The organism is Gardnerella sp. c17Ua_118 (assembly GCF_055804255.1).
On sequence record NZ_JANUYT010000001.1, the window covers coordinates 1326612 to 1345989 of the forward strand.

The 19378-nt window shown below is 43.1% G+C and carries 13 protein-coding genes; 7 read left to right on the top strand and 6 right to left on the bottom strand.

The annotated features are described in order from the left end of the window. The first annotated feature begins 150 nt into the window (after nucleotides 1–150). Nucleotides 151–1611 (top strand): NADP-dependent phosphogluconate dehydrogenase, encoded by a 1461-nt coding sequence (gndA, locus tag NYP69_RS05305; RefSeq protein ID WP_346284185.1) that lies wholly within the window; start codon nucleotides 151–153, stop codon nucleotides 1609–1611. 71 nt (nucleotides 1612–1682) lie between these two features. Here the strand turns inward: gndA and NYP69_RS05310 are convergent, their stop codons facing one another. The 5 genes from NYP69_RS05310 to NYP69_RS05330 all read right to left on the bottom strand — a co-directional run bounded on the left by NYP69_RS05310 (nucleotide 1683) and on the right by NYP69_RS05330 (nucleotide 9049). Beyond that, nucleotides 1683–3020, bottom strand: coding sequence for an ATP-binding protein (locus NYP69_RS05310; protein WP_004131609.1), 1338 nt, complete (start codon nucleotides 3018–3020; stop codon nucleotides 1683–1685). 262 nt (nucleotides 3021–3282) lie between these two features. Next, nucleotides 3283–4104 (bottom strand): 6-phosphogluconolactonase, encoded by an 822-nt coding sequence (gene pgl / locus NYP69_RS05315; protein ID WP_415702749.1) that lies wholly within the window; start codon nucleotides 4102–4104, stop codon nucleotides 3283–3285. Nucleotides 4105–4146: 42 nt separating this feature from the next. Next, a complete protein-coding gene (locus tag NYP69_RS05320) occupies nucleotides 4147–5133 on the bottom strand; it encodes a glucose-6-phosphate dehydrogenase assembly protein OpcA (RefSeq protein WP_473410710.1) in 987 nt (328 codons plus the stop codon). Then, on the bottom strand, nucleotides 5130–6710 hold the full coding sequence (zwf, locus tag NYP69_RS05325) for a glucose-6-phosphate dehydrogenase (protein WP_367301896.1): 1581 nt from the start codon (nucleotides 6708–6710) through the stop codon (nucleotides 5130–5132). Before zwf ends, NYP69_RS05320 begins: the two co-directional genes overlap by 4 nt. 56 nt (nucleotides 6711–6766) lie before the next feature. Next, the gene (locus NYP69_RS05330; RefSeq protein WP_473413008.1) at nucleotides 6767–9049 is read right to left on the bottom strand and encodes an acyltransferase family protein; all 2283 of its coding nucleotides are present in this window, start codon (nucleotides 9047–9049) and stop codon (nucleotides 6767–6769) included. Nucleotides 9050–9690: 641 nt separating this feature from the next. Between NYP69_RS05330 and NYP69_RS05335 the strand changes: the two genes are divergently transcribed. Next, nucleotides 9691–10185 carry an inorganic diphosphatase gene (locus tag NYP69_RS05335; RefSeq protein ID WP_004105658.1) on the top strand — a complete coding sequence of 165 codons (495 nt, stop codon included), beginning with the start codon at nucleotides 9691–9693 and terminating at the stop codon, nucleotides 10183–10185. 192 nt (nucleotides 10186–10377) lie between these two features. Here NYP69_RS05335 and NYP69_RS05340 read toward each other — a convergent pair whose 3' ends face one another. Beyond that, nucleotides 10378–11103 carry a hypothetical protein gene (locus tag NYP69_RS05340; RefSeq protein WP_020759198.1) on the bottom strand — a complete coding sequence of 242 codons (726 nt, stop codon included), beginning with the start codon at nucleotides 11101–11103 and terminating at the stop codon, nucleotides 10378–10380. A 203-nt stretch (nucleotides 11104–11306) separates the two neighbouring features. Between NYP69_RS05340 and NYP69_RS05345 the strand changes: the two genes are divergently transcribed. The 5 genes from NYP69_RS05345 to argS all read left to right on the top strand — a co-directional run bounded on the left by NYP69_RS05345 (nucleotide 11307) and on the right by argS (nucleotide 19304). Further along, complete coding sequence (locus NYP69_RS05345; protein ID WP_473413009.1) at nucleotides 11307–12122, top strand: winged helix-turn-helix domain-containing protein; 816 nt, start codon at nucleotides 11307–11309, stop codon at nucleotides 12120–12122. A 94-nt stretch (nucleotides 12123–12216) separates the two neighbouring features. Then, complete coding sequence (gene nth / locus NYP69_RS05350; RefSeq protein ID WP_128813805.1) at nucleotides 12217–12843, top strand: endonuclease III; 627 nt, start codon at nucleotides 12217–12219, stop codon at nucleotides 12841–12843. A gap of 124 nt (nucleotides 12844–12967) precedes the next feature. Then, nucleotides 12968–14551 carry an ABC transporter substrate-binding protein gene (locus NYP69_RS05355; protein ID WP_473410713.1) on the top strand — a complete coding sequence of 528 codons (1584 nt, stop codon included), beginning with the start codon at nucleotides 12968–12970 and terminating at the stop codon, nucleotides 14549–14551. A 69-nt stretch (nucleotides 14552–14620) separates the two neighbouring features. Further along, complete coding sequence (valS, locus tag NYP69_RS05360; protein ID WP_473413010.1) at nucleotides 14621–17389, top strand: valine--tRNA ligase; 2769 nt, start codon at nucleotides 14621–14623, stop codon at nucleotides 17387–17389. A gap of 118 nt (nucleotides 17390–17507) precedes the next feature. After that, nucleotides 17508–19304, top strand: a complete 1797-nt coding sequence (gene argS / locus NYP69_RS05365) for an arginine--tRNA ligase (RefSeq protein WP_427898086.1) — start codon at nucleotides 17508–17510, stop codon at nucleotides 19302–19304. Nucleotides 19305–19378: the final 74 nt, after the last annotated feature.

Genomic DNA, 19378 nt, shown 5'->3' on the forward strand with positions numbered 1-19378 from the left:
TGTGAGCGCAACAAAAACGCTTGTGCATATAAAACGATAAACTTAAAAAAGTGTGTTTTGATTGGTTAAGTGTTAAAGATAAAACAATCATAAAATAATAAAACGGTTATAAATATTACTGTTATAAATATTAAAAGATAGAGGTGCAAAATGGCGGAAACTCAAGCTAGAGCAAATATTGGTGTTGTTGGCTTGGCAGCTATGGGATCGAATTTGGCGCGAAATCTTGCGCATCACGGCAATACAGTTGCTGTTTATAATCGTCATTATTCGCGCACAGAAACGTTGATGAATCAGCACGGCAGCGAAGGCGATTTTGTGCCTGCAAAAACCGTTGAAGAGTTTGTGGCTTCGCTTAAGCGTCCGCGCACAGCAATTATTATGGTAAAAGCTGGTGCCCCTACAGACGCTGTTATTGAAGAGCTTGCAAATGCTATGGAGCCAGGAGATATTATCGTTGACGGCGGAAACTCCTACTTTGAAGACACGATTCGCCGAGAGAAAAACATTCGCGCGCGCGGTCTTCACTACGTTGGTTGTGGTGTTTCTGGCGGAGAAGAAGGTGCTTTGCGCGGCCCTTCGATGATGCCTGGTGGAACGGAGGAATCTTGGAAGACGCTCGGCCCTATCTTAAAGTCGATTGCGGCTGTTGCAGAAGGCGAGCCTTGCGTAACGCATATTGGCACCGATGGTGCTGGTCACTTTGTAAAAATGGTTCACAACGGCATTGAGTACTCCGATATGCAACTTATTGCCGAAAGCTACGATTTAATGCTTCGCGGTTTGGGCATGAAGTCCGAAGACATTGCAGATGTGTTTAGCGAGTGGAACAAGGGCGAGCTTGATTCTTATTTGATTGAGATTACTGCGGATGTGCTTCGCCAGAAAGACGCTAAGACTGGTAAGCCTTTGGTTGAGATGATGGTGGATCACGCTGGAATGAAGGGCACGGGTACTTGGACTGTGCAATCTGCGCTTTCGCTTGGAATCCCTGTAACGGGTATTGCAGAAGCTGTGTTCGCTCGCGGACTTTCAAGCCAAGTTGTTTTGCGTGAAGCTGCAGAAAACCAGGGATTGACTGGCCCAGATATGCATTTTGATTTGAACGATTCTGAGCGTAAGGCATTTATTGAGGATATTCGCCAAGCTTTGTACGCTTCTAAGATTGTTTCTTATGCGCAAGGCTTTGACGAGATTGCTGCTGCTGCAATTGAGCATGATTGGAAGATTGACCAGGCTGCTGTTGCTCGCATTTGGCGCGGCGGATGCATTATTCGTGCTCAGTTTTTGAACCGCGTTTCCGAGGCTTTTGAATCTGGGCAGGCAAGTGTTTCCTTGCTTTTTGCGCCGTACTTTAAGGATGCTATTGAAAAGTCGCAAGCTGCTTGGCGACGTGTTATTGCGCGTGCAGTTGAGCATGGCGTGCCTGTTCCAGCATTCTCTAGCTTGCTTGCATACTACGATGCCTTGCGTTCTAAGCGTTTGCCAGCATCACTCATTCAAGCTCAGCGCGATTTCTTCGGCGCGCACACATACGGGCGCATTGACGAGCCAGGCGTATTCCACACTTTGTGGGCAGAGCCTAATCGCCCAGAAGTAAAGCAAGATTAAAACTAATATAATATAAAAATAATTCTTGCGTAAGCGTCGCATGTATAGGTTTTGCATGCGACGCCTTGTTTTTACAACACAGAAGCCATGTAGTACGGTAAGTAAAGCAGTTTACCTTCGCGCTTAATTTCTCCATGGTGAAGCACGATTCCTTCGCTGCTGGTTTTACTAAAAGCTTCCATAAAGTTTGTTATTGACTTCACACTTTTACTACTACCAGATTTCACTTCTACTGGAATAATCTTGTTGCTTTTGCGCAAGAGAAAATCTATTTCCATTACTGTCTTTTTGGTATCGATACTTGTTTTTTTGTAAAAATACGCGTTGTGTCCATTTGCTTTTAGACACTGTGAGACAATATTTTCTATTATCATTCCTTCATTAACATGTAGTTTGTCTAGCAGAATTGCCTTATAAAGTTCATTTTCTAAGTAAGGTCTATCTTTGTATGCTAATGAAGTTAACAGTCCTGTATCCATCATGTAGCATTTGAAGGAAGGGTTGATAGTAGATAGATTCAAAGCTACACTTGGGTCTTCAACGCTGTTTGCAATATTTATTATCATTGCTTCTTCTAGCCAACGTATTGGATCCCTATATTCTTTAATACGCGCGTTGGAATCTACGTGGGATAGCACGTAACGCTTGTCGTGTTTGGAAAGCTCTGCAGGAACTCTATCGAAAAAATTAGTTACGTAAGTAGGGTTCTCTTCTTCCTGATCTTGCATATCTTGCTTATAAAGATTGATTATTTGCTGTTTAGCAAAATCAACCTTCGCAAAATCTTTTGTATCAACGTATGCTTGAACAGCTTGTGGCATTCCACCAACCAGCATGTATTCTCTGAAAGATTTCATTATGCTCTGGTGCATACTGCCCATAGGTTTGAGTGATTCAAAGTGACCTTTAATAGTAGGGAAAATCAGGTCGTTATCGTTCGCTGATAAGTATTCTTCATAATCAAGTGGCAGTACTTCTAATGTGTACTCTTCTGAAGGTATGAGAATATCCTTGCTTTTCTTTGTAATAGAAGCAAGCGATCCTGTTTCAATGTAATCGTAACGACCATCTTCAAGTAGAGTTTTTATTGCTTGCCGTGCTTGTGGGAATAATTGTATTTCATCAAGTATTATAAGAGATTCTCGCTTATAAAGTCTGGTATTGTAAGCTAACTGTATCGTGTTAAATAGAGTATCTAAATCTCTTAGACTGTTTATAAAAAGCTGCTTAATATCTTCTTCGGTTTGATCGAAACGAATCAGAATATAAGACTTGTATTCTTCTTTTCCAAGCTTTTCTGCTAACGTTGTTTTACCGACTCGTCTTGCTCCCTTAAGAAAAAGCGCATAATTTGGTGCATATTCATGCTTCCATTTCAGCATTTCTTTGTATATCTTTCTATCAAACATGTGGGTTTTGCGCTCTTTCTTGGAATATAAATTTGTGCTTGATTTGTTCAATTGTTGCAGAGTGTAGTTTTCCTTGATATTTCAATGGTTTTATAAAGATTTTCCCAAATGCGCCATGTTTTGTCAAGCAGATTTTCCCAAATGCGCTATGTTTTTAGGGGCTGTTTTTCCCAAATGCGCTATGTTTTGAAAGCCATATTTTCGCAAATGCGACATCTAGGCTATGTTTATTCAATTTTTAGTTGATTGAATATTATGCATATTATTGGATTGCAGCGCGCAAAGTTTCGGCAGTAGTTAGCCATGCGATTTCTTCAGTTCCGTTAGCAAAAGACGCAGGATAATCTGGGTTATTGTTGCCAGAAAGCGCGTTCATTAAAGCTTTTCCTTTTTGCTCGCCAGCAGTTAAGAACCAAGTGCGGCGGCTATGAGCCAGCACGGGAACGCTAAGCGTTAATCGCATTGGCGGCTGCTTAGGGGAGTGATTCACGCCTAAAACTATGCGATCGCGATTATGAATTTGCGGCAATCCTGGGAAAAGTGAAGCTATATGCGCGTCTGGTCCCATGCCAAGAATCGCCAAATCAAACACTGGCTCTTTGCCAAGTAAGCCTATAATTTCTTCTTCGTATTCGCGTGCAGCAGCGTCTAAAATAGCGTCATTTTCAGCGTCGCTGGCTTTTGCAATTTCCTCCGCATTACGCTCATCTGCAGGCATTTCGTGAATATGAGACTCCTGCAAAACTTTGTGATCGCTAAGTATGTTAAGAAGCAACTCGCGAGCCTTGCGTGCATTACGATCTTCGCTGTTATAAGCTACAAAACGCTCATCTGCCCACCAAATATGCACATTAGACCAGTCGATTGCTGGAAGCAATGGGTTGCTAGCTAACATTTGAAACATGCGAATCGAATCTGTTCCACCTGTTAGCAAAAGATGGAATGGCTTATTAAGATTTTCAACATTGTTTTGCCATTGCATAATCAAAGTCACAAGTTTTTGCGCAGCAACAGCAGCTAAAATATCTTGATTGTCGTAGCCGTACACTGTTGCGTTATGCGCAAATCTAAAATCTTTAGCCATAATGAATCCTTTTATTATTTTTACTTGTTGTATTAGAGTTCGTTATCTTGCAAGTTCGTTACTCTGCATTGTGCAACAATTTGCGTGAATAAGCTGCGCATAAATCTCGTCTGGGTCAATTCTGCGTAATTCTTCACTTAAGCAGTCTTGCAAAGAACGAATCGGCATAGAAATCGGCTGAGAAGCTTGCCCAGGAAGACTTATTATTGCTTGACTACTGCCAGAAGGTCGCGTTAAAGAAAGCTCGCCATCTTGCCTCTTAAGACTTACTTCTGTAATTGCATGCGAGCTTGAATCTTCAACAATTTCTACAGGAACATTAAGTGAGATTTTTAGCCATTGCGCAAGCAAATGCAACGGAACGTAATGCTTAGGGCCGCTAACTTTAACGCTAAGAATCGGTAAGTGCGGCGGCTGATCAAGCATAGAAGCCAGCATTGCGCGCCAAGACGTAATGCGCGTCCAAGAAAGATCCACGTCTTTAGAGGACCAATTTTTGCGCAGATTTTGTACAGTTTCAAGAGTGTTGCTGGCCCGTTGAGCGTCTGTAATTCTGCTGCTTGCCATAGCTCCAAGCAAGTCGTTAGCAGGATTTTCGGGTGCGTTTGTAGGCCACCATGCAACAATCGGCGCGTCTGGAACAAGCAGAGGAATAACAAGCGTATCTGGGTGGCGAACAAGGTCATTATGTGGATAGAGAATAATGATTTCGCCTGCGCCAGCATCTGCTCCAAATCGCACTTGAGCGTCTAAGTTTGGCGTTTCTTCTTCTTGATTTTGATCTTCTTGATTTTGATTATGCAAACTTGGATTAGCGCTTTGCCAATCGCGAACAATCGCAATAACTCTGCAAGGATGCTCGCGACTAGCTGCATTTGCTGCGCCCAGTGCGTTTTCAAGCTCTTTAAGAGTGGTGTCAATAAGAAGAGTGAGCACGCGGCCACTTGCGGATTCGCCTCGTTCTTCGTGAAGCTCGTCGATTTTTGCAGATATTTTAGATGTGTTTGTGTTAGGAAGATTAATAATCATGGCAGCCTCCAATGGCGATTATTACGAGCAAGCATAGCGTCAGCTTCCGCTGGTCCCCAAGTTCCAGCACGGTATGGTTGCGGACGCGTGTTAAGCGAAGCCCAAAAATCTTCAATCGGATCCAAAATCTTCCAACTTAAATCAACTTCTTGCGTTGTTGGGAAGAGTGGCGGCTCGCCAAGTAAAACGTCTAAAATAAGGCGTTCGTATGCTTCTGGAGAGTTTTCTGTAAAAGACCTTCCATAGCTAAAGTCCATAGAAACATCGCGAACTTCCATAGACGTTCCGCCTGGCACTTTTGCGCCAAATCGCATTGTTACGCCTTCGTCTGGCTGAACGCGAATCACAATAGCATTGTTTCCAAGTTCGCGCACAGCAGTAGTCTCAAAAGGCAAGTGTGGGGCGCGCTTAAAAATCACAGCAATCTCTGTAACTCGCTTACCTAAGCGTTTGCCAGTTCGCAAGTAGAATGGCACTCCAGCCCATCGGCGAGTGTCTACGTCTAATCGCACAGCAGCGTATGTTTCTGTAGTGCTATCTGGGCTAATTCCTTGTTCTTGCAAATATCCAATAGCCTTATATGACCCCTGCCAGCCTTCTGCGTATTGGCCTCTTGCAGTGTTTGCAGCTAAATCTTTAGGCAATCGTATAGCCGACAAGACCTTAGTTTTTTCTGCTGTTAAATCGCCAGCGCTAAAGCTTACAGGCTCTTCCATAGCAGTGAGTGCCATTAGTTGCAACAAGTGGTTTTGAATAACATCTCGAGCAGCGCCAATGCCATCGTAATATCCAGCTCTGCCACCTATGCCAATATCTTCTGCCATAGTGATTTGTACGTGGTCAACATAATTAGCATTCCAAATTGGCTCGTACATTGCGTTTGCAAAGCGCAAAGCAAGCAGATTTTGCACAGTTTCTTTGCCTAAATAGTGGTCTATGCGGAACACGGAATTAGGGTCAAAAACCTCGGAAACTACGCGATCCAGCTCTTGTGCGCTTGCTAAATCGTGACCAAAAGGTTTTTCGATTATCACTCGTCTCCATGCGTTTTCGGAGGAGTGCGAAAGCCCAGATGCAGCCAATTGTTGTGCTACAACAGGGAAGCTGGATGGTGGAACAGACATGTAGAACGCGTGATTTCCGCGAGTTCCGCGATCTCTGTCTAACTCGCTTACGGTTTTGCTTAATCGCTCGAAAGCGCTTGCGTCGTCGAATGTTCCGCGAACAAACCGTATGCCTTTTGCAAGATTAATCCAAGTGGATTCGCAAAATGGCGTGCGGCAATGTTGTTGAATATTTTCTCGCACAAAGTTTACAAAATGCTCATCTGTCCAGTCGCGTCTGGCGAATCCCGTAAGGCCAAAGCCAGGTGGCAAAAGTCCGCGATTTGCTAAATCGTATACGGCTGGCATTAGCTTTTTTCTAGCTAAATCGCCCGTGATTCCAAATATAACAAGGCTGCACGGGCCTGCGATTTTGGCTAGTCGCAAGTCGCGCGGGTCTCGCAGAGGATTCTTCCATTCTGCAATCGAATCGCCCTTATTGCTTTGGGAAAATGGGGTTATTAACTCACTCATATGTACCATCGTAATATTTTGACGTGATTTGGGCGGTTTGTTTTGCTATGCGCAAGTCATCCGCCGCACACGGCTAGTCGTATCATTCGTGCGTATTGTGGCCCGCCAATAGGCGTTAAGTGTATTCCGTCGTCTGTTAGAAACTCGCTATGGCCTGCGCTCGTGCCATTCCAGTCAATGATTCCAACGTTCTTGCGCTTTGATGCAAATGCGCGCAATTTTGCGTTCGTCTCGTCTTGCCAAGGTTGAGGCACGCGAGTTGTTACAAAGTACACGGGCTTTCCGCCAGTAATATTCACCATGTTTTGTAAAACTGACTCGTCTCTAGGCGGCCCGTTGGTTCCAAGTTCGTAGATTACAACGCTTCCAGGGTGTTTTTCGGCTATGTCTTTTTGGTAGTCTTCGGCTCCGTGGAAAATCTGCCTGCTAACTTTTCCGTCAATCCAAGCGTTTGGTAGAGCTTTTATAAGGTACGGTTTTGCGCCTTCGGTTACGGAGTCTCCAACCATTGTTATGTCTGCCGTGCAAACGTCTTGTTTTGAGTCAATTTTCCAAGGTTTTGTGTTTATGTTTGCTGGCACTTTTTCTGCGATTGGGTTTAGAACTCTATGCGCGCTTGGCTTTGTTGGAAGCGTTTGTTTTGTTATATTTTGGCGCTTTCCGCCCACTTTTCTTTTTTGATTTTGATTTGATTTGTTGTTTGACTTTGTGTTTGTCTTGTTGTTTGAGTTATTGTTTGACTTTGAGCTTTGGCCTGACTCTGGCTTTTGCTTGCCATTTTGCGAATGAGTTTTATTGTTTTGTTCTTGACTCGTTAGTTCTGGTCTTAATTGTATTGCTCGCGCCTGCGCAATGCTGTTCCAGTTTAATGGCGCAGCAATTAGTACTATGCACGCTATTGCGCACACAGTAGTTGCAACTCTTCGTAGAACAAATGGAAGTCGAATGTTTTTGCTTTTAACGCTTAAAGTATCGCTAGAAAGATCAAGGTTTTTATTTTCATCTATAGAATCATCTATAGGATTATCTTTTGAATCATCCATCGAATTATCTTTTGCATTCTCTGATTTTGTGTTAACACTAAAAGTCATATATTTACTTGCAAATGGCATTTCAAAAATTCTGTAAAATACTTCACCTGCAGCAACAACAATCACGCATTGCAAAATCTGCTCAAATAGCGTTATATGCGTTGTTCTAGTTGCAGGATTTAAGACTTCGAGTATAGGAAAATGAACAAGATAAATCACAAAAGATCTCTTGCCTAAGTAGCTTAACACGCTAGTGCCAAGTATCTTTGCGCAAATGTTGTTTTTTAGCATGCAAGCGTGCATTAAAATTGCGCAAACTATTGCAAAAAGTGCATAACCGCCGTACACAATCCACGTTTTTAGTCCGTCTTGTTTAATAAAGCAGAATAAAATAAATGCTAGTGCAGCAAATCCTACAATGGATTCTAAAATTGGCTGTCTGCCTTTGTTTTTGCCATTTTGCGAATCGTTTTCTTGGTTTTCAATTTGTTCTTTTTCGCTTTTGCTTCCAACAATGTAGCGGCACGCGTCTGAGATGATTTTTATAGCAGATTTTCCACTAAACCACGTGCAATACATTGCTAGAATCGCGCCGATTAAGAATTCACATGCGCGTGTATCTAAAGCGTAGTACACGCGTGCAATGGTTTGCCCTTCTCCATAAAGAATTGTTATTGCAATGTTTGTAAGCGCAGACACAATCGCAAGCGTTGCTGTAACAAGCATTCGCACGAACTTTGATTTAACTATTTTAAGAATTGCGCATAGAATAATAGGCCAGCAAATAAACATTTGCATAATAAGGCCTAAGTACCACAAATGCTTAATAGGAGAAGGCAGCCCCGATTGCTCAAAATACGAGACTTTTCGCAAAACATACGCCATGTTGCTGCTAAATGTTGCTCCGCTTAGAGCATCTGATTGCAACTTTGTTAAAAGGCTTGGCGAAAACAGCCACATAAGTGGTGCGCTTAGTGCAATAATGCCCAGCGTAGAAGGCCATATTCGTTTTATGCGTTTAAGCAAGTACTTAAAGTAGGCAATAAGTTTTGATTTTTTCTTCTGGCTTTCTTGGTTGCCATCTAAATGCGAATTTTTATTGTTATTCTCGCTGAACATTTTTAGCAAAGATACGGTGCTAAAGTATCCTGCCATAACAAGAAACATTGTTACGCCTAAAAAGCCGCCGTTGAATACAATTGGACGCAAGTGGAACGCTACAATTCCAATAATTGCGATCGCGCGCATGCCGTCTATTGCAGCGTTGCGTTTGTTTGCAGCGTTTGTTGCGTTGTTCAATTCTGTCATCTTGCCTACAACTTAATACGTGTTTGTTGTGTTTGTTGTGTTTTTGTATTCAGTTTTGTATTCAGTTTTACAAGTGTTTATGTTCGATTTTTCCCATTAGTATCGCGCCAAAACGTAGTCATATTATCTATGTATTAAGACACTAAAGACGCCTATAGCGTGTCTTAGGTTTTCCTTGATTTTTAGCATATTTTTGCGTAATTAACGAGAGTTTTTTTAATGTGAGCTAAAATATTTTTCAAATGTTTTACTGTTTTTATTAATATTTTTTATTAATATTTTTCATATTTTTCTTTGTGTTTTTCTCATTGGTTAGTCGCCATTTTTCTGTGTTTATCTAAATCGCGCATTATTGCGCTTTGCTTCGATTTGCTTGTGCATATATCGTAAAGCGTATTGCGCACTATTTTTCACATGTCGCAAATATATTACACAAATATGTCTCGCATATATTCCGCATATAGTCTGTATATCTAACTGGTTCTGAATTGCTATCGTGCGCGTAGTGTTTTATATACTCTTTGCTGCGCGCTAAAGTTAGATTGAACAGTCTAAGTTAGATGTACAAACGTTAGATTGATAAACAAATGCTTAAACGTACTAATGTACTTAAGCATTAAGTTTTACGTTAAGGAGTAAAAATGGCAGAAACATTTAACGTTGTGGTAGAGATTCCACGCGGCTCTAAGAATAAGTACGAAGTTGATCACGAAACTGGTCGCGTATTTTTGGATCGTACTCTATTCACTGCAATGGGCTATCCAGATGATTACGGCTACATTGATGGCACTTTGGGCGAAGATGGCGATCCGCTTGACGCTCTTGTTATGATTCCAAATTCCGTATTCCCTGGTTGCGTTGTTGAATGCCGCGCTGTTGGTTTGTACCACATGGTTGACGAAGCTGGCGGAGATGACAAGGTTTTGTGCGTGCCAGCAGATGTTCGCTTTGACGATATTAAAGATATTGATGACGTTAACGAGTATCACAAGGCAGAAATCAAGCACTTCTTTGAGCAATACAAGGCTTTGGAGCCAGGCAAGGAAGTTCTTCCTGGAGACTTCTGGGCTGGAGTTGAGCAAGCAGAGAAGGAAATCGTTGCAGCTCGCAAGCGTTTGGAAGAAAGCGAAAAGTAGTTCTTGCGATTAGTCGCAAAGCTTCCGAACGTTTTAACAACGTATCTATTAGTGTCTAACGCATTTTATGTGTTAGACACTTTTTAATATCTTTAATATCTTAATAAGTAATTGCTATCTATAAAACATTGCTATCTATAAAACATATTGCGTGAAACAACGCGTGAAACAACCAGCATTAACTTTAATCGCTTATGCTACAAGCAACATTGCCAATCCAGCTCCGTAAACAACCATTCCGCACATCATAATTGGAATCAAAGCTGTTCCAATTTGCGGAAAAACTGTTCCAGCATTGTATTGCGCGTCTTTAATCCAAAGGTGAGAAAGGCCAGCCAAAACAATCACAACAAACAATCCAAGAATTGCCACTAACACGCCAAGTTCCAATACGCGCACAGAAAAAGTGAATTTAATAATTGACGGCAAGAAAAGCCATCCAGGCAAGGCTGCGCATGCAATACTTGCAGTAAGGCAATGAGATAGGTTTCGTACAAGATTAGACCTATCTTCTCTAAACATTTGTCTAGCAAAGCTAACAAATGTTGCTGCAACAAGAATTAGCGCAAAGTTTACTGCCCATCGCTCGTATGGTCTAATAGCAGCAACAAATTTGTGAATACTAACTTCTGATTCGCCATCAATCACGCTGCTTGGCAGCCATCCTTTTAAGGCCAACGTTGCGCACCACATAGACGCTACTGATGCAAGAAAAGGAATAGCTTTATCGGCTGTGGAGCCTTTGAGTGGCCAAAAAGTTATTAAAGCAAGAAGAATAAGAATGCAAACCGTTAAAACTGCTTTTGTTGTTGCAAATGGAAGCATTGCAGCAGATGCTAAAAGAACTATAGCAACAAATTGAGTTACAACAATCGTAATGTGATCATACATTTTGTTGCGCTGAATAGTGTTGCTCATTGTACGCTCCTATCGCGTTTACGCAGTATTCAATCTGTGTATTCAATCCGTGTATTTAATTTGTTAATCATGTATTTACATCATTTTATATGCAAGCGTACACTTGCGCTTTTTGATTCTTCTTAAGCATGGATTACAATTCTTTTTTATAACAGCTTGATTTTGAATTTTAATTCAATTCTATGCGCTATGGAGGTGTCAATATGACGGATATTACATTGATGACCTCTTGTGCCGCGCCTGCAAAAGTTTTGCCATCGTTAACGCTTCTTTCGCATCGCGTGCGCGTAGTGCCAATGGAACCTTCTAGCATGCTTAAAATGCCCGAAGATACAATTCTTCTTGTTGATGCTAGAGAAGATTTATCTTTAGCAAAATCGCTGTGTTCTCTTGTGCGCGCGTCTAATTTAACAATGTCTATTATTCTAATTCTTACAGAGGGCGGTTTTACAGTTGTAAACCCATCTTGGGGCGTTAACGACGTTATGTTAACAACCGCTTCTCCTGCAGAAGTAGAAGGAAGATTGCGCTTAGCTGCTAAAAAAGTTGTATCTGCAGATTCTGCTCATGGCTCTACTGTTGCCGATTCCACAAGCGTTGAAGTTAACAGCAACGGTCAAATGTGCTCTGGAGACTTAGTTGTAGATACGCAAAGTTACACAGTTAGCTTGCACGGAAAGCCTATCGATTTAGCGTATAAAGAATTTGAGCTGCTTAAGTATTTTGTTCAGCATCCTCGTAGAGTTTTTACGCGTGCACATTTGCTTCAAGAGGTTTGGGGCTACGATTACTATGGCGGAACGCGAACTGTAGACGTTCATATTCGTAGGCTTCGCGCAAAGTTGGGCGTTGAATATGAGCATGTTATTGTAACAGTTAGAAACGTTGGATATCGTTTCGACCCATTAGAAGCTCAAGTTGACGAAGTTGAAAATGACGATTATGCACAAAACGCTAATCGCGAGGATTCTGGCGATTCGCGTGACGAGGATTCAAGCGTTTCCAACGATTTAGACTAGGCTTATATTGGCTACAAATAACACGAATAAAATAAATAACACAATAGATAACACAAATAAAATCAATGCGGTAAATGTGATAAATAAAAACAAAATGCGCGAAGAATACAGGATTTTATGCGAAGAAATCCCAAATCCAAAATGTGCGCTAAATTTTACGAACCCATTTGAGCTTTTAATCGCAACTGTTCTTAGCGCGCAAACAACAGATAAGCGCGTAAATCTTGTTACGCGTAAGCTTTTTAAGGCATACCCAACGCCAGTTGATTTAGCAAAAGCGCAAATATGCAACGTGCAAGAAATAATTCATTCGCTTGGCTTTTATAGAGTAAAATCGCAACATATTATTGAGCTTTCGCAAAAACTTGTTAAAGATTTTAATGGCGTTGTTCCAAATAATATGGCAGATCTTACAAAGTTGCCAGGCGTAGGAAGAAAAACAGCAAACGTTGTTTTAGGAAACGCTTTTAATATTCCAGGATTTCCAGTAGATACGCATGTTATGCGCGTTACGTCAAGACTTGGCTGGGTGAGTGACTCTAGCGCTAAGGCTAAAGATGCAGCGAAAATCGAGCGAGAAGTCACAGCTTGTTTTGCGCCAGAAGAATGGACGAATCTTTCGCATCGTCTTATTTTGCACGGAAGAATGTTTTGCACTGCTAGAAACCCGCGCTGTGGCGATTGTCCTCTTAGGTTTTTATGCCCTTCTGTTAGATTGTAGAAAATAAATTTGCACAAGATTAATGGCGTCTAGTAAATTTTTTAGAATATTTTTAGGATATTTTTAGACTATTTTGTGTATAAATTCGGCAATCAAATTCAAACGGTGATATAAACTTTTAATCATGCCTGAATTTGAAAGATACTCATCTGCTTCGCATGTGCGTAGTGCAAGATATGCGCATAGAACTAGACGAAGCGCTAAACCATGGGTTGTATTTATTGTTTTAATCGGCATTCTATCTGCAATAATTTGGGGCGGATGGCGGTTTATAGGCGGAAGATCTTTAATACCTACAAACATCTTTCCAGCGACAAGTTCAACTTTAACAATAGGATTACGCACGGCTCCAGCTTCGCTAGATATTAGAACAGACGATAGTGATTCCTTACAACAGGCACTTTTGGAGAACGTTTACGAAACACTTGTAAAACGAGACGAAAACAATGTTTTACACCCAGGGCTTGCGCAATCTTGGAGCGTTTCGAACGATGGATTGAATTATAAATTTAGGCTCCGCAGCGGAATTAAGTTTGCTAACGGAGACCCAATGGACTCAAGTTCCGTTCTTAAATCGCTTCAGCAAGGCATTACAAAGAATTATCCTGGCTACGAAAAGCTAACAAACATAACAAGCGTTTCTAACTCTGGGCCTAGCGTTCTAAACATAACTCTTAAAACTCCAGACCCACTTTTGCCAAGGCGATTAGCTGGAAGAGCTGGAATTGTTTACAACACAAACATTTTTGTTAACTACGCTTCCGACGCTATTGGAACGGGCCCGTTTACAGTAAAGGGATATAACAAGGGTGGGGATCTCGTTCTTGCTAGAAACAACAATTATTGGGCGGGACAAGCTGGATGCCAAAGCATAACGCTTAAGTATTTTAACGATGACACGTCTTTAGCAAACGCTGTTAAAGATGGCAGCGTGCAAATGGCAATTCCATTAGACGGAAATGAAAACAAGCGAATGGCTACAATGCCAAACACTAAGCTGGTAAAGGGAAAAAGCACAAGATTAAGAATGTTTGCTTTTAACACGGGAATGTCATCTATGTTCTGCGATCAGCAAATTCGTAGAGCTGCAAGACACGTGATTGAGCCAAATGTTATCCTTGCTTCCGATCCTTTTGGAGGCCAGCTTGTTGGTGGCCCAATCGACCCTATGTCTCCTGGGTATGAAGATTTTAGTAATACGTATCCTCACGACGTTCAAAAAGCTTACGGTATGTACCACTACTTTGTTGCAGGATATTTGCGCGGAATCACAATGCTTGTTCCAACTGGAATGGCTAGTGTTTGCGATCAAATGGCAAAAAACTTAAGCTATGCAGGTGGATTCCCAGTAAAACTAGAAGAATTAGACCAAAGTGTAATCGATCAGCGAATACGCGAAGGCAAATACGACTTAGCTCTTACTTGGACTAATCACACTTTGGATTCTGGAATGTATGCAGACACTAAGTCTAACTACTTGTTCCAAGATCACGCTTCGCAAAAGTATTTTGCAGACGCAATGAAGTCTACAAGTCCGCAAGAGTACGAAGAAAACATTAAAAAGTACGCTAAAGAATTGTGCGATTACGCGGTTTCGGGATGGTTGTACGCAAGGAATAGCGTTGTTGTTGCAAAGAATAATGTTAGTGGATACCCTACTAACATGACCGATCAGCTGCTTCCTTTGCATGATGTGACTGTTAAATAGTGCTGGCTTAGTGAGTTCTTAGTGCTCTGTTATAGTGCGATGTCTCAGTGAGTTTCTAATATTCAGTTCATGAGTGAACAGGATAACACAGTAAAACACGCACATTTAACACCATTGCCTAATAAGGTTGGTGTTGATGGTCTTGAAGACAAATGGCGTAGTAATTGGGATGAAGCTAAGACTTACGAATTCCACAATTCTCGCGACCGTAAGGCCGTGTATTCAATCGATACGCCGCCTCCAACAGTTAGTGGCCACTTGCACGTTGGTCACGTATTTTCTTACACGCATACGGATGTGATTGCGCGATATAAGCGCATGCAAGGCTTTGACGTGTTCTACCCAATGGGTTGGGACGATAACGGCTTGCCAACAGAGCGCCGCGTGCAAAACTATTACGGCGTGCGCGTAGATACTTCGCTTAAATATGATTCTGATTTTAAGCCTCCATTTGAAGGCACAGAAGGCAAGAAAATTGAGGCAAAAGATCAGGTTCCTGTAAGCAGGCAAAACTTTATTGAGCTTTGCGAGCGCTTGACTTCTCAAGATGAGAAGCTTTTTGAAGCATTGTGGCGCAGGCTCGGTCTTTCTGTAGACTGGTCGCAAACTTATCACACGATTGGCGAGCAGCCTCGCAGAGTTGCGCAAAAAGCATTCTTGCGCAATCTTGCTCGCGGAGAAGCCTACCAAAAGGATGCTCCAGGCTTGTGGGATGTTACATTCCAGACTGCAGTTGCCCAGGCAGAGCTTGAAGCGCGCGAATACCCTGGTTTCTATCATAAGATTGCTTTCCGCTTTGAAGATGGTACGCCAATTTATATTGAGACTACGCGCCCAGAATTGCTTGCTGCTTGCACGTCTTTGATTGCACACCCAGACGATGAGCGTTACAAGAAGTACTTTGGCAAAGAAGTTTACTCGCCGCTGTTTAAGGTGAAAGTGCCGATTTTGGCGCATCCTGCAGCTCAAATGGACAAGGGTGCTGGCATTGCAATGTGCTGCACTTTTGGTGATGTAACAGACGTTGAGTGGTGGCGCGATTTGAGTTTGCCAACTCGACCAATCATTCAGCGAAACGGCCGCATTGTAATGACTACTCCTGATTGGATTACGGATGAATCCGGTCGCGAAATGTTCGAGAAAATTGCCGGCAAAACCACGTTCTCTGCTCGCAAGGAAGTTGTTGAAGCTTTGCAAGCAGCTGGAGATATGGAAGGCGATCCAAAGCCAACAAAGCGTATGACGAATTTCTACGAAAAGGGCGATAAACCTTTGGAAATCGTCACTTCTCGTCAATGGTACTTAAAGAACGGCGGCACGGACGAAAAGTTGAACGCTGAGCTTATTGAGCGCGGCAAGGAGCTTAACTTCCACCCAGACTTTATGCGCGTGCGCTACGAGAATTGGGTTCATGGCTTGAATGGCGACTGGCTTATTTCTCGCCAACGCTTCTTTGGTGTACCATTCCCACTTTGGTATCCAGTAAACGAAAATGGGGAAGTGGATTACGCGCATCCTTTGACTCCTAGCGAAGACCGTTTGCCAATCGACCCAACTATTGACGTGCCAGAAGGATTCGACGAATCTCAGCGAGATCAGCCAAACGGCTTTACTGCTGAGCAAGACATTATGGATACTTGGGCTACATCTTCCTTAACTCCACAAATTGTGACTCGTTGGGAAGAGCCAGGTGAGGAAAATCAAGCTTTGTTTAAGGCTACTTTCCCAATGGATTTGCGTCCACAAGGCCAGGATATTATTCGTACTTGGCTGTTTAGTACGGTTGATCGCGCGCATCTTGAAAACGGCTGCTTGCCTTGGAAGCATGCTGCGCTTTCTGGCTGGATTCTAGACCCAGACCACAAGAAGATGTCTAAATCTAAGGGCAACGTTGTTGTGCCAAATAAGCCAATCGAAGAGTTTGGTGCGGATGCTGTGCGTTACTGGGCAACTTCTGCAAAGCTTGGTTTGGATGCAACTTACGACGAAGGTCAGATGAAGATTGGCCGTCGCCTTGCGATTAAGCTTTTGAACGCTACTAAGTTTGCGCTCGCGATTGGTCGCGAAGATGAGGAACATCAGGTTCTTGAGTCTGCCAGCGCGGATTGGGATTTTGCAGATGTTACGGAAGTTTTGGATCGCTCTGTTATGGCAAAGCTTGCATCCGTTATTCGTACAGCAACTGATGCGCTTGAATCTTATGAGCATTCTAAGGCTTTGGAAGCAATCGAAACCTTCTTCTGGGAATTCTGCGACGATTACATTGAGCTTGCAAAGAATCGTGCTTATGGAACTGCGGAATCCACTGGACGCACTCCAAGTGAATCTGCTGTAAAGTCTGCTCGCACAACTCTTGGTCTTGCACTCGACGCTTTGGCTCGCTTGCTTGCTCCTTACTTGCCTTACGCTACGGAAGAAGTGTGGAGCTGGATGCATGATGGCGAAGGTTCTGTGCATCGCGCAAGCTGGCCATGCGCTAAGGCGTATGAGGCTGCTGCAAACGGTGTTTCTGCAGACACTTTGGCTTACGCGGGCGAGGCTTTGGCTACTTTGCGCAAGATTAAGTCTGAGGCAAAAGTTTCTATGAAGACTCCTATTTTGCAAGTTACTTTGAATGTAGCGCAAAACGCTTATAAGGCTGTTGAGGAGACTTTGGGAGACGTTGCGGAAGCGGGACGCGTTACTGGAGAAGTAAAGCTTAACGCTGTTAAGGCTGCGGATGCTGGAGATTCTTCTGATTCTGATTCTGAATCTGAATCTGCGGAATCTGATGCAGCTAATGTAAACGTTTCTGTTGCTCAAAGCGAACTCGGTGAAGCTCCTGCAAAAAAGAAGTAATTGCCAGTAATTGCAAATAGTTAATCGCAAAACAAAAGCGCTGGAAGTCAACCTTCGACCCCAGCGCTTTTTTGTATTTAATAACTAAGCATCGCGCGGTAACGCTAGACTGTAAACCATGAATCCAGAAAGCTTAAGTGAATTAATCGAAAAAATTGCTAAAGATTTAGTAGCAAGTGGTAAAGCTGGCAATCTAACAGAAGATTTGATTCCTGCTGCCGAAAAACTTGCAGTTATGAGGCCAAAAGATCGCGCGCACGGCGATTGGGCAACGAACGTTGCTATGCAGCTCGCTAAAAAAGCTGGTATGAAGCCTCACGATTTAGCTGAACTTTTTGCCGAGCGTTTGCAAGAAGCAGAAGGTATTTCGCTCGTAGAAGTTGCAGGCCCTGGCTTTATTAACATAACGCTTGATTCCGCGTCTGCAGCGGCAGTTGTAGACGAGGTCTTAAATCAGGGTGCTGATTTTGGCAAGAATACGCATTTGAGCGGCAAAACTTTGAATCTTGAGTTTGTTTCCGCAAATCCAACTGGCCCAATCCACATTGGTGGCACACGCTGGGCAGCAGTTGGCGATTCTATGGCTCGAGTTTTGGAAGCGAACGGCGCAAAAGTTGTGCGCGAATACTACTTCAACGATCACGGTGAGCAAATCAACCGTTTTGCAAAGTCTTTAGTTGCTGCAGCTCACGGCGAAGAAACGCCTGCAGACGGCTACAAAGGCGCGTATATTAACGAAATCGCGGACGCTGTTATAAAAGAAGCGAATGCGGACGGCGTTGACGTTCTTTCTTTGCCACGAATTGATCTTGGAAAAGATGAAGAAGGTTTGCCACTTGGCGAAGGTGATTCCGAGCAGCGAGAAGAGTTCCGCAAGCGCGCAGTGCCAATGATGTTTGCGGAAATTCGCAAGTCAATGCGTGATTTTCGTGTTGGTTTTGACGTGTGGTTCCACGAAAACAGCCTGTATGAAGATGGCGAAGTTGAGCGCGCTATTTCGGACTTGCGTGAGCGTGGAGATATTTTTGAAAAAGATGGCGCAACTTGGTTTGAATCCACTAAGCATGGCGACGATAAAGATCGCGTAATTATTAAGTCTGACGGCAATTACGCTTACTTTGCTGCAGATATTGCGTACTATCGTAACAAACGTCATCGCGAACAGAATCCTGCAGACGTAGCAATCTACATGCTTGGCGCGGATCATCACGGCTATATTGGCAGAATGATGGCAATGTGCGCGGCTTTTGGAGATAAGCCAGGCGAAAACATGCAGATTCTTATTGGCCAGATGGTAAATGTTATGAAGGATGGCAAGCCTGTGCGCATGAGCAAGCGCGCTGGAAACGTTATTACGATTGACGATTTAGTTGATGCAATTGGCGTTGACGCTTCGCGCTACTCTCTTGCTCGCACAGATTACAACACAAGCGTTGATATTGATTTGGATTTGCTTGCTTCCCACAGCAACGATAATCCTGTGTACTATGTGCAATATGCTCACGCGCGCAGTTGCAATGTGGCTCGTAACGCGGCAGACGCTGGAATTAGTGCAGATGGAGCCGATTTAAGCTTGCTTAATACTGAGGCAGACGGCGAAGTGTTGGCTGCTTTGGCGCAATGGCCTGCGGCTCTGGCGCAAGCTGGCGATTTGCGCGCTCCGCACCGCGTTGCGCATTATCTTGAGGATTTGGCCGCAAGCTACCACAAGTGGTACAACCTTGAGCGCGTAGTGCCAATGGAGTTGAGCGACCCAGAAAATCGCTTGCCAGAGGCAGAGCGTGAGGCTATTCGCATTGCAAAGTGCCCAGAGCCAGCACGTGCTGCAGCTCGACTTAAGCTTAACGCTGCTGTGCGCACAGTAATCGCCTCTGGCCTTGATTTGCTTGGTGTTTCTGCTCCAGACAAGATGTGATTTAGCGCATTTGCTATTATTGCGCATTTGCTTTTTATTTAGGACGCTAGCTTTTATGTTGGCGTCCTTTTATT

What these genes read in the sequence shown, in the direction of transcription:
- NYP69_RS05355 (WP_473410713.1), top strand. Translation starts at nt 12,968, where the DNA reads ATGCCTGAATTTGAAAGATACTCATCTGCTTCGCATGTGCGTAGTGCA.
- NYP69_RS05330 (WP_473413008.1), bottom strand. Translation starts at nt 9,049, where the DNA reads ATGACAGAATTGAACAACGCAACAAACGCTGCAAACAAACGCAACGCT.
- gndA (WP_346284185.1), top strand. Translation starts at nt 151, where the DNA reads ATGGCGGAAACTCAAGCTAGAGCAAATATTGGTGTTGTTGGCTTGGCA.
- pgl (WP_415702749.1), bottom strand. Translation starts at nt 4,104, where the DNA reads ATGGCTAAAGATTTTAGATTTGCGCATAACGCAACAGTGTACGGCTAC.
- nth (WP_128813805.1), top strand. Translation starts at nt 12,217, where the DNA reads ATGCGCGAAGAATACAGGATTTTATGCGAAGAAATCCCAAATCCAAAA.
- NYP69_RS05345 (WP_473413009.1), top strand. Translation starts at nt 11,307, where the DNA reads ATGACGGATATTACATTGATGACCTCTTGTGCCGCGCCTGCAAAAGTT.
- NYP69_RS05320 (WP_473410710.1), bottom strand. Translation starts at nt 5,133, where the DNA reads ATGATTATTAATCTTCCTAACACAAACACATCTAAAATATCTGCAAAA.
- zwf (WP_367301896.1), bottom strand. Translation starts at nt 6,710, where the DNA reads ATGAGTGAGTTAATAACCCCATTTTCCCAAAGCAATAAGGGCGATTCG.
- argS (WP_427898086.1), top strand. Translation starts at nt 17,508, where the DNA reads ATGAATCCAGAAAGCTTAAGTGAATTAATCGAAAAAATTGCTAAAGAT.
- NYP69_RS05310 (WP_004131609.1), bottom strand. Translation starts at nt 3,020, where the DNA reads ATGTTTGATAGAAAGATATACAAAGAAATGCTGAAATGGAAGCATGAA.
- NYP69_RS05340 (WP_020759198.1), bottom strand. Translation starts at nt 11,103, where the DNA reads ATGAGCAACACTATTCAGCGCAACAAAATGTATGATCACATTACGATT.
- valS (WP_473413010.1), top strand. Translation starts at nt 14,621, where the DNA reads ATGAGTGAACAGGATAACACAGTAAAACACGCACATTTAACACCATTG.
- NYP69_RS05335 (WP_004105658.1), top strand. Translation starts at nt 9,691, where the DNA reads ATGGCAGAAACATTTAACGTTGTGGTAGAGATTCCACGCGGCTCTAAG.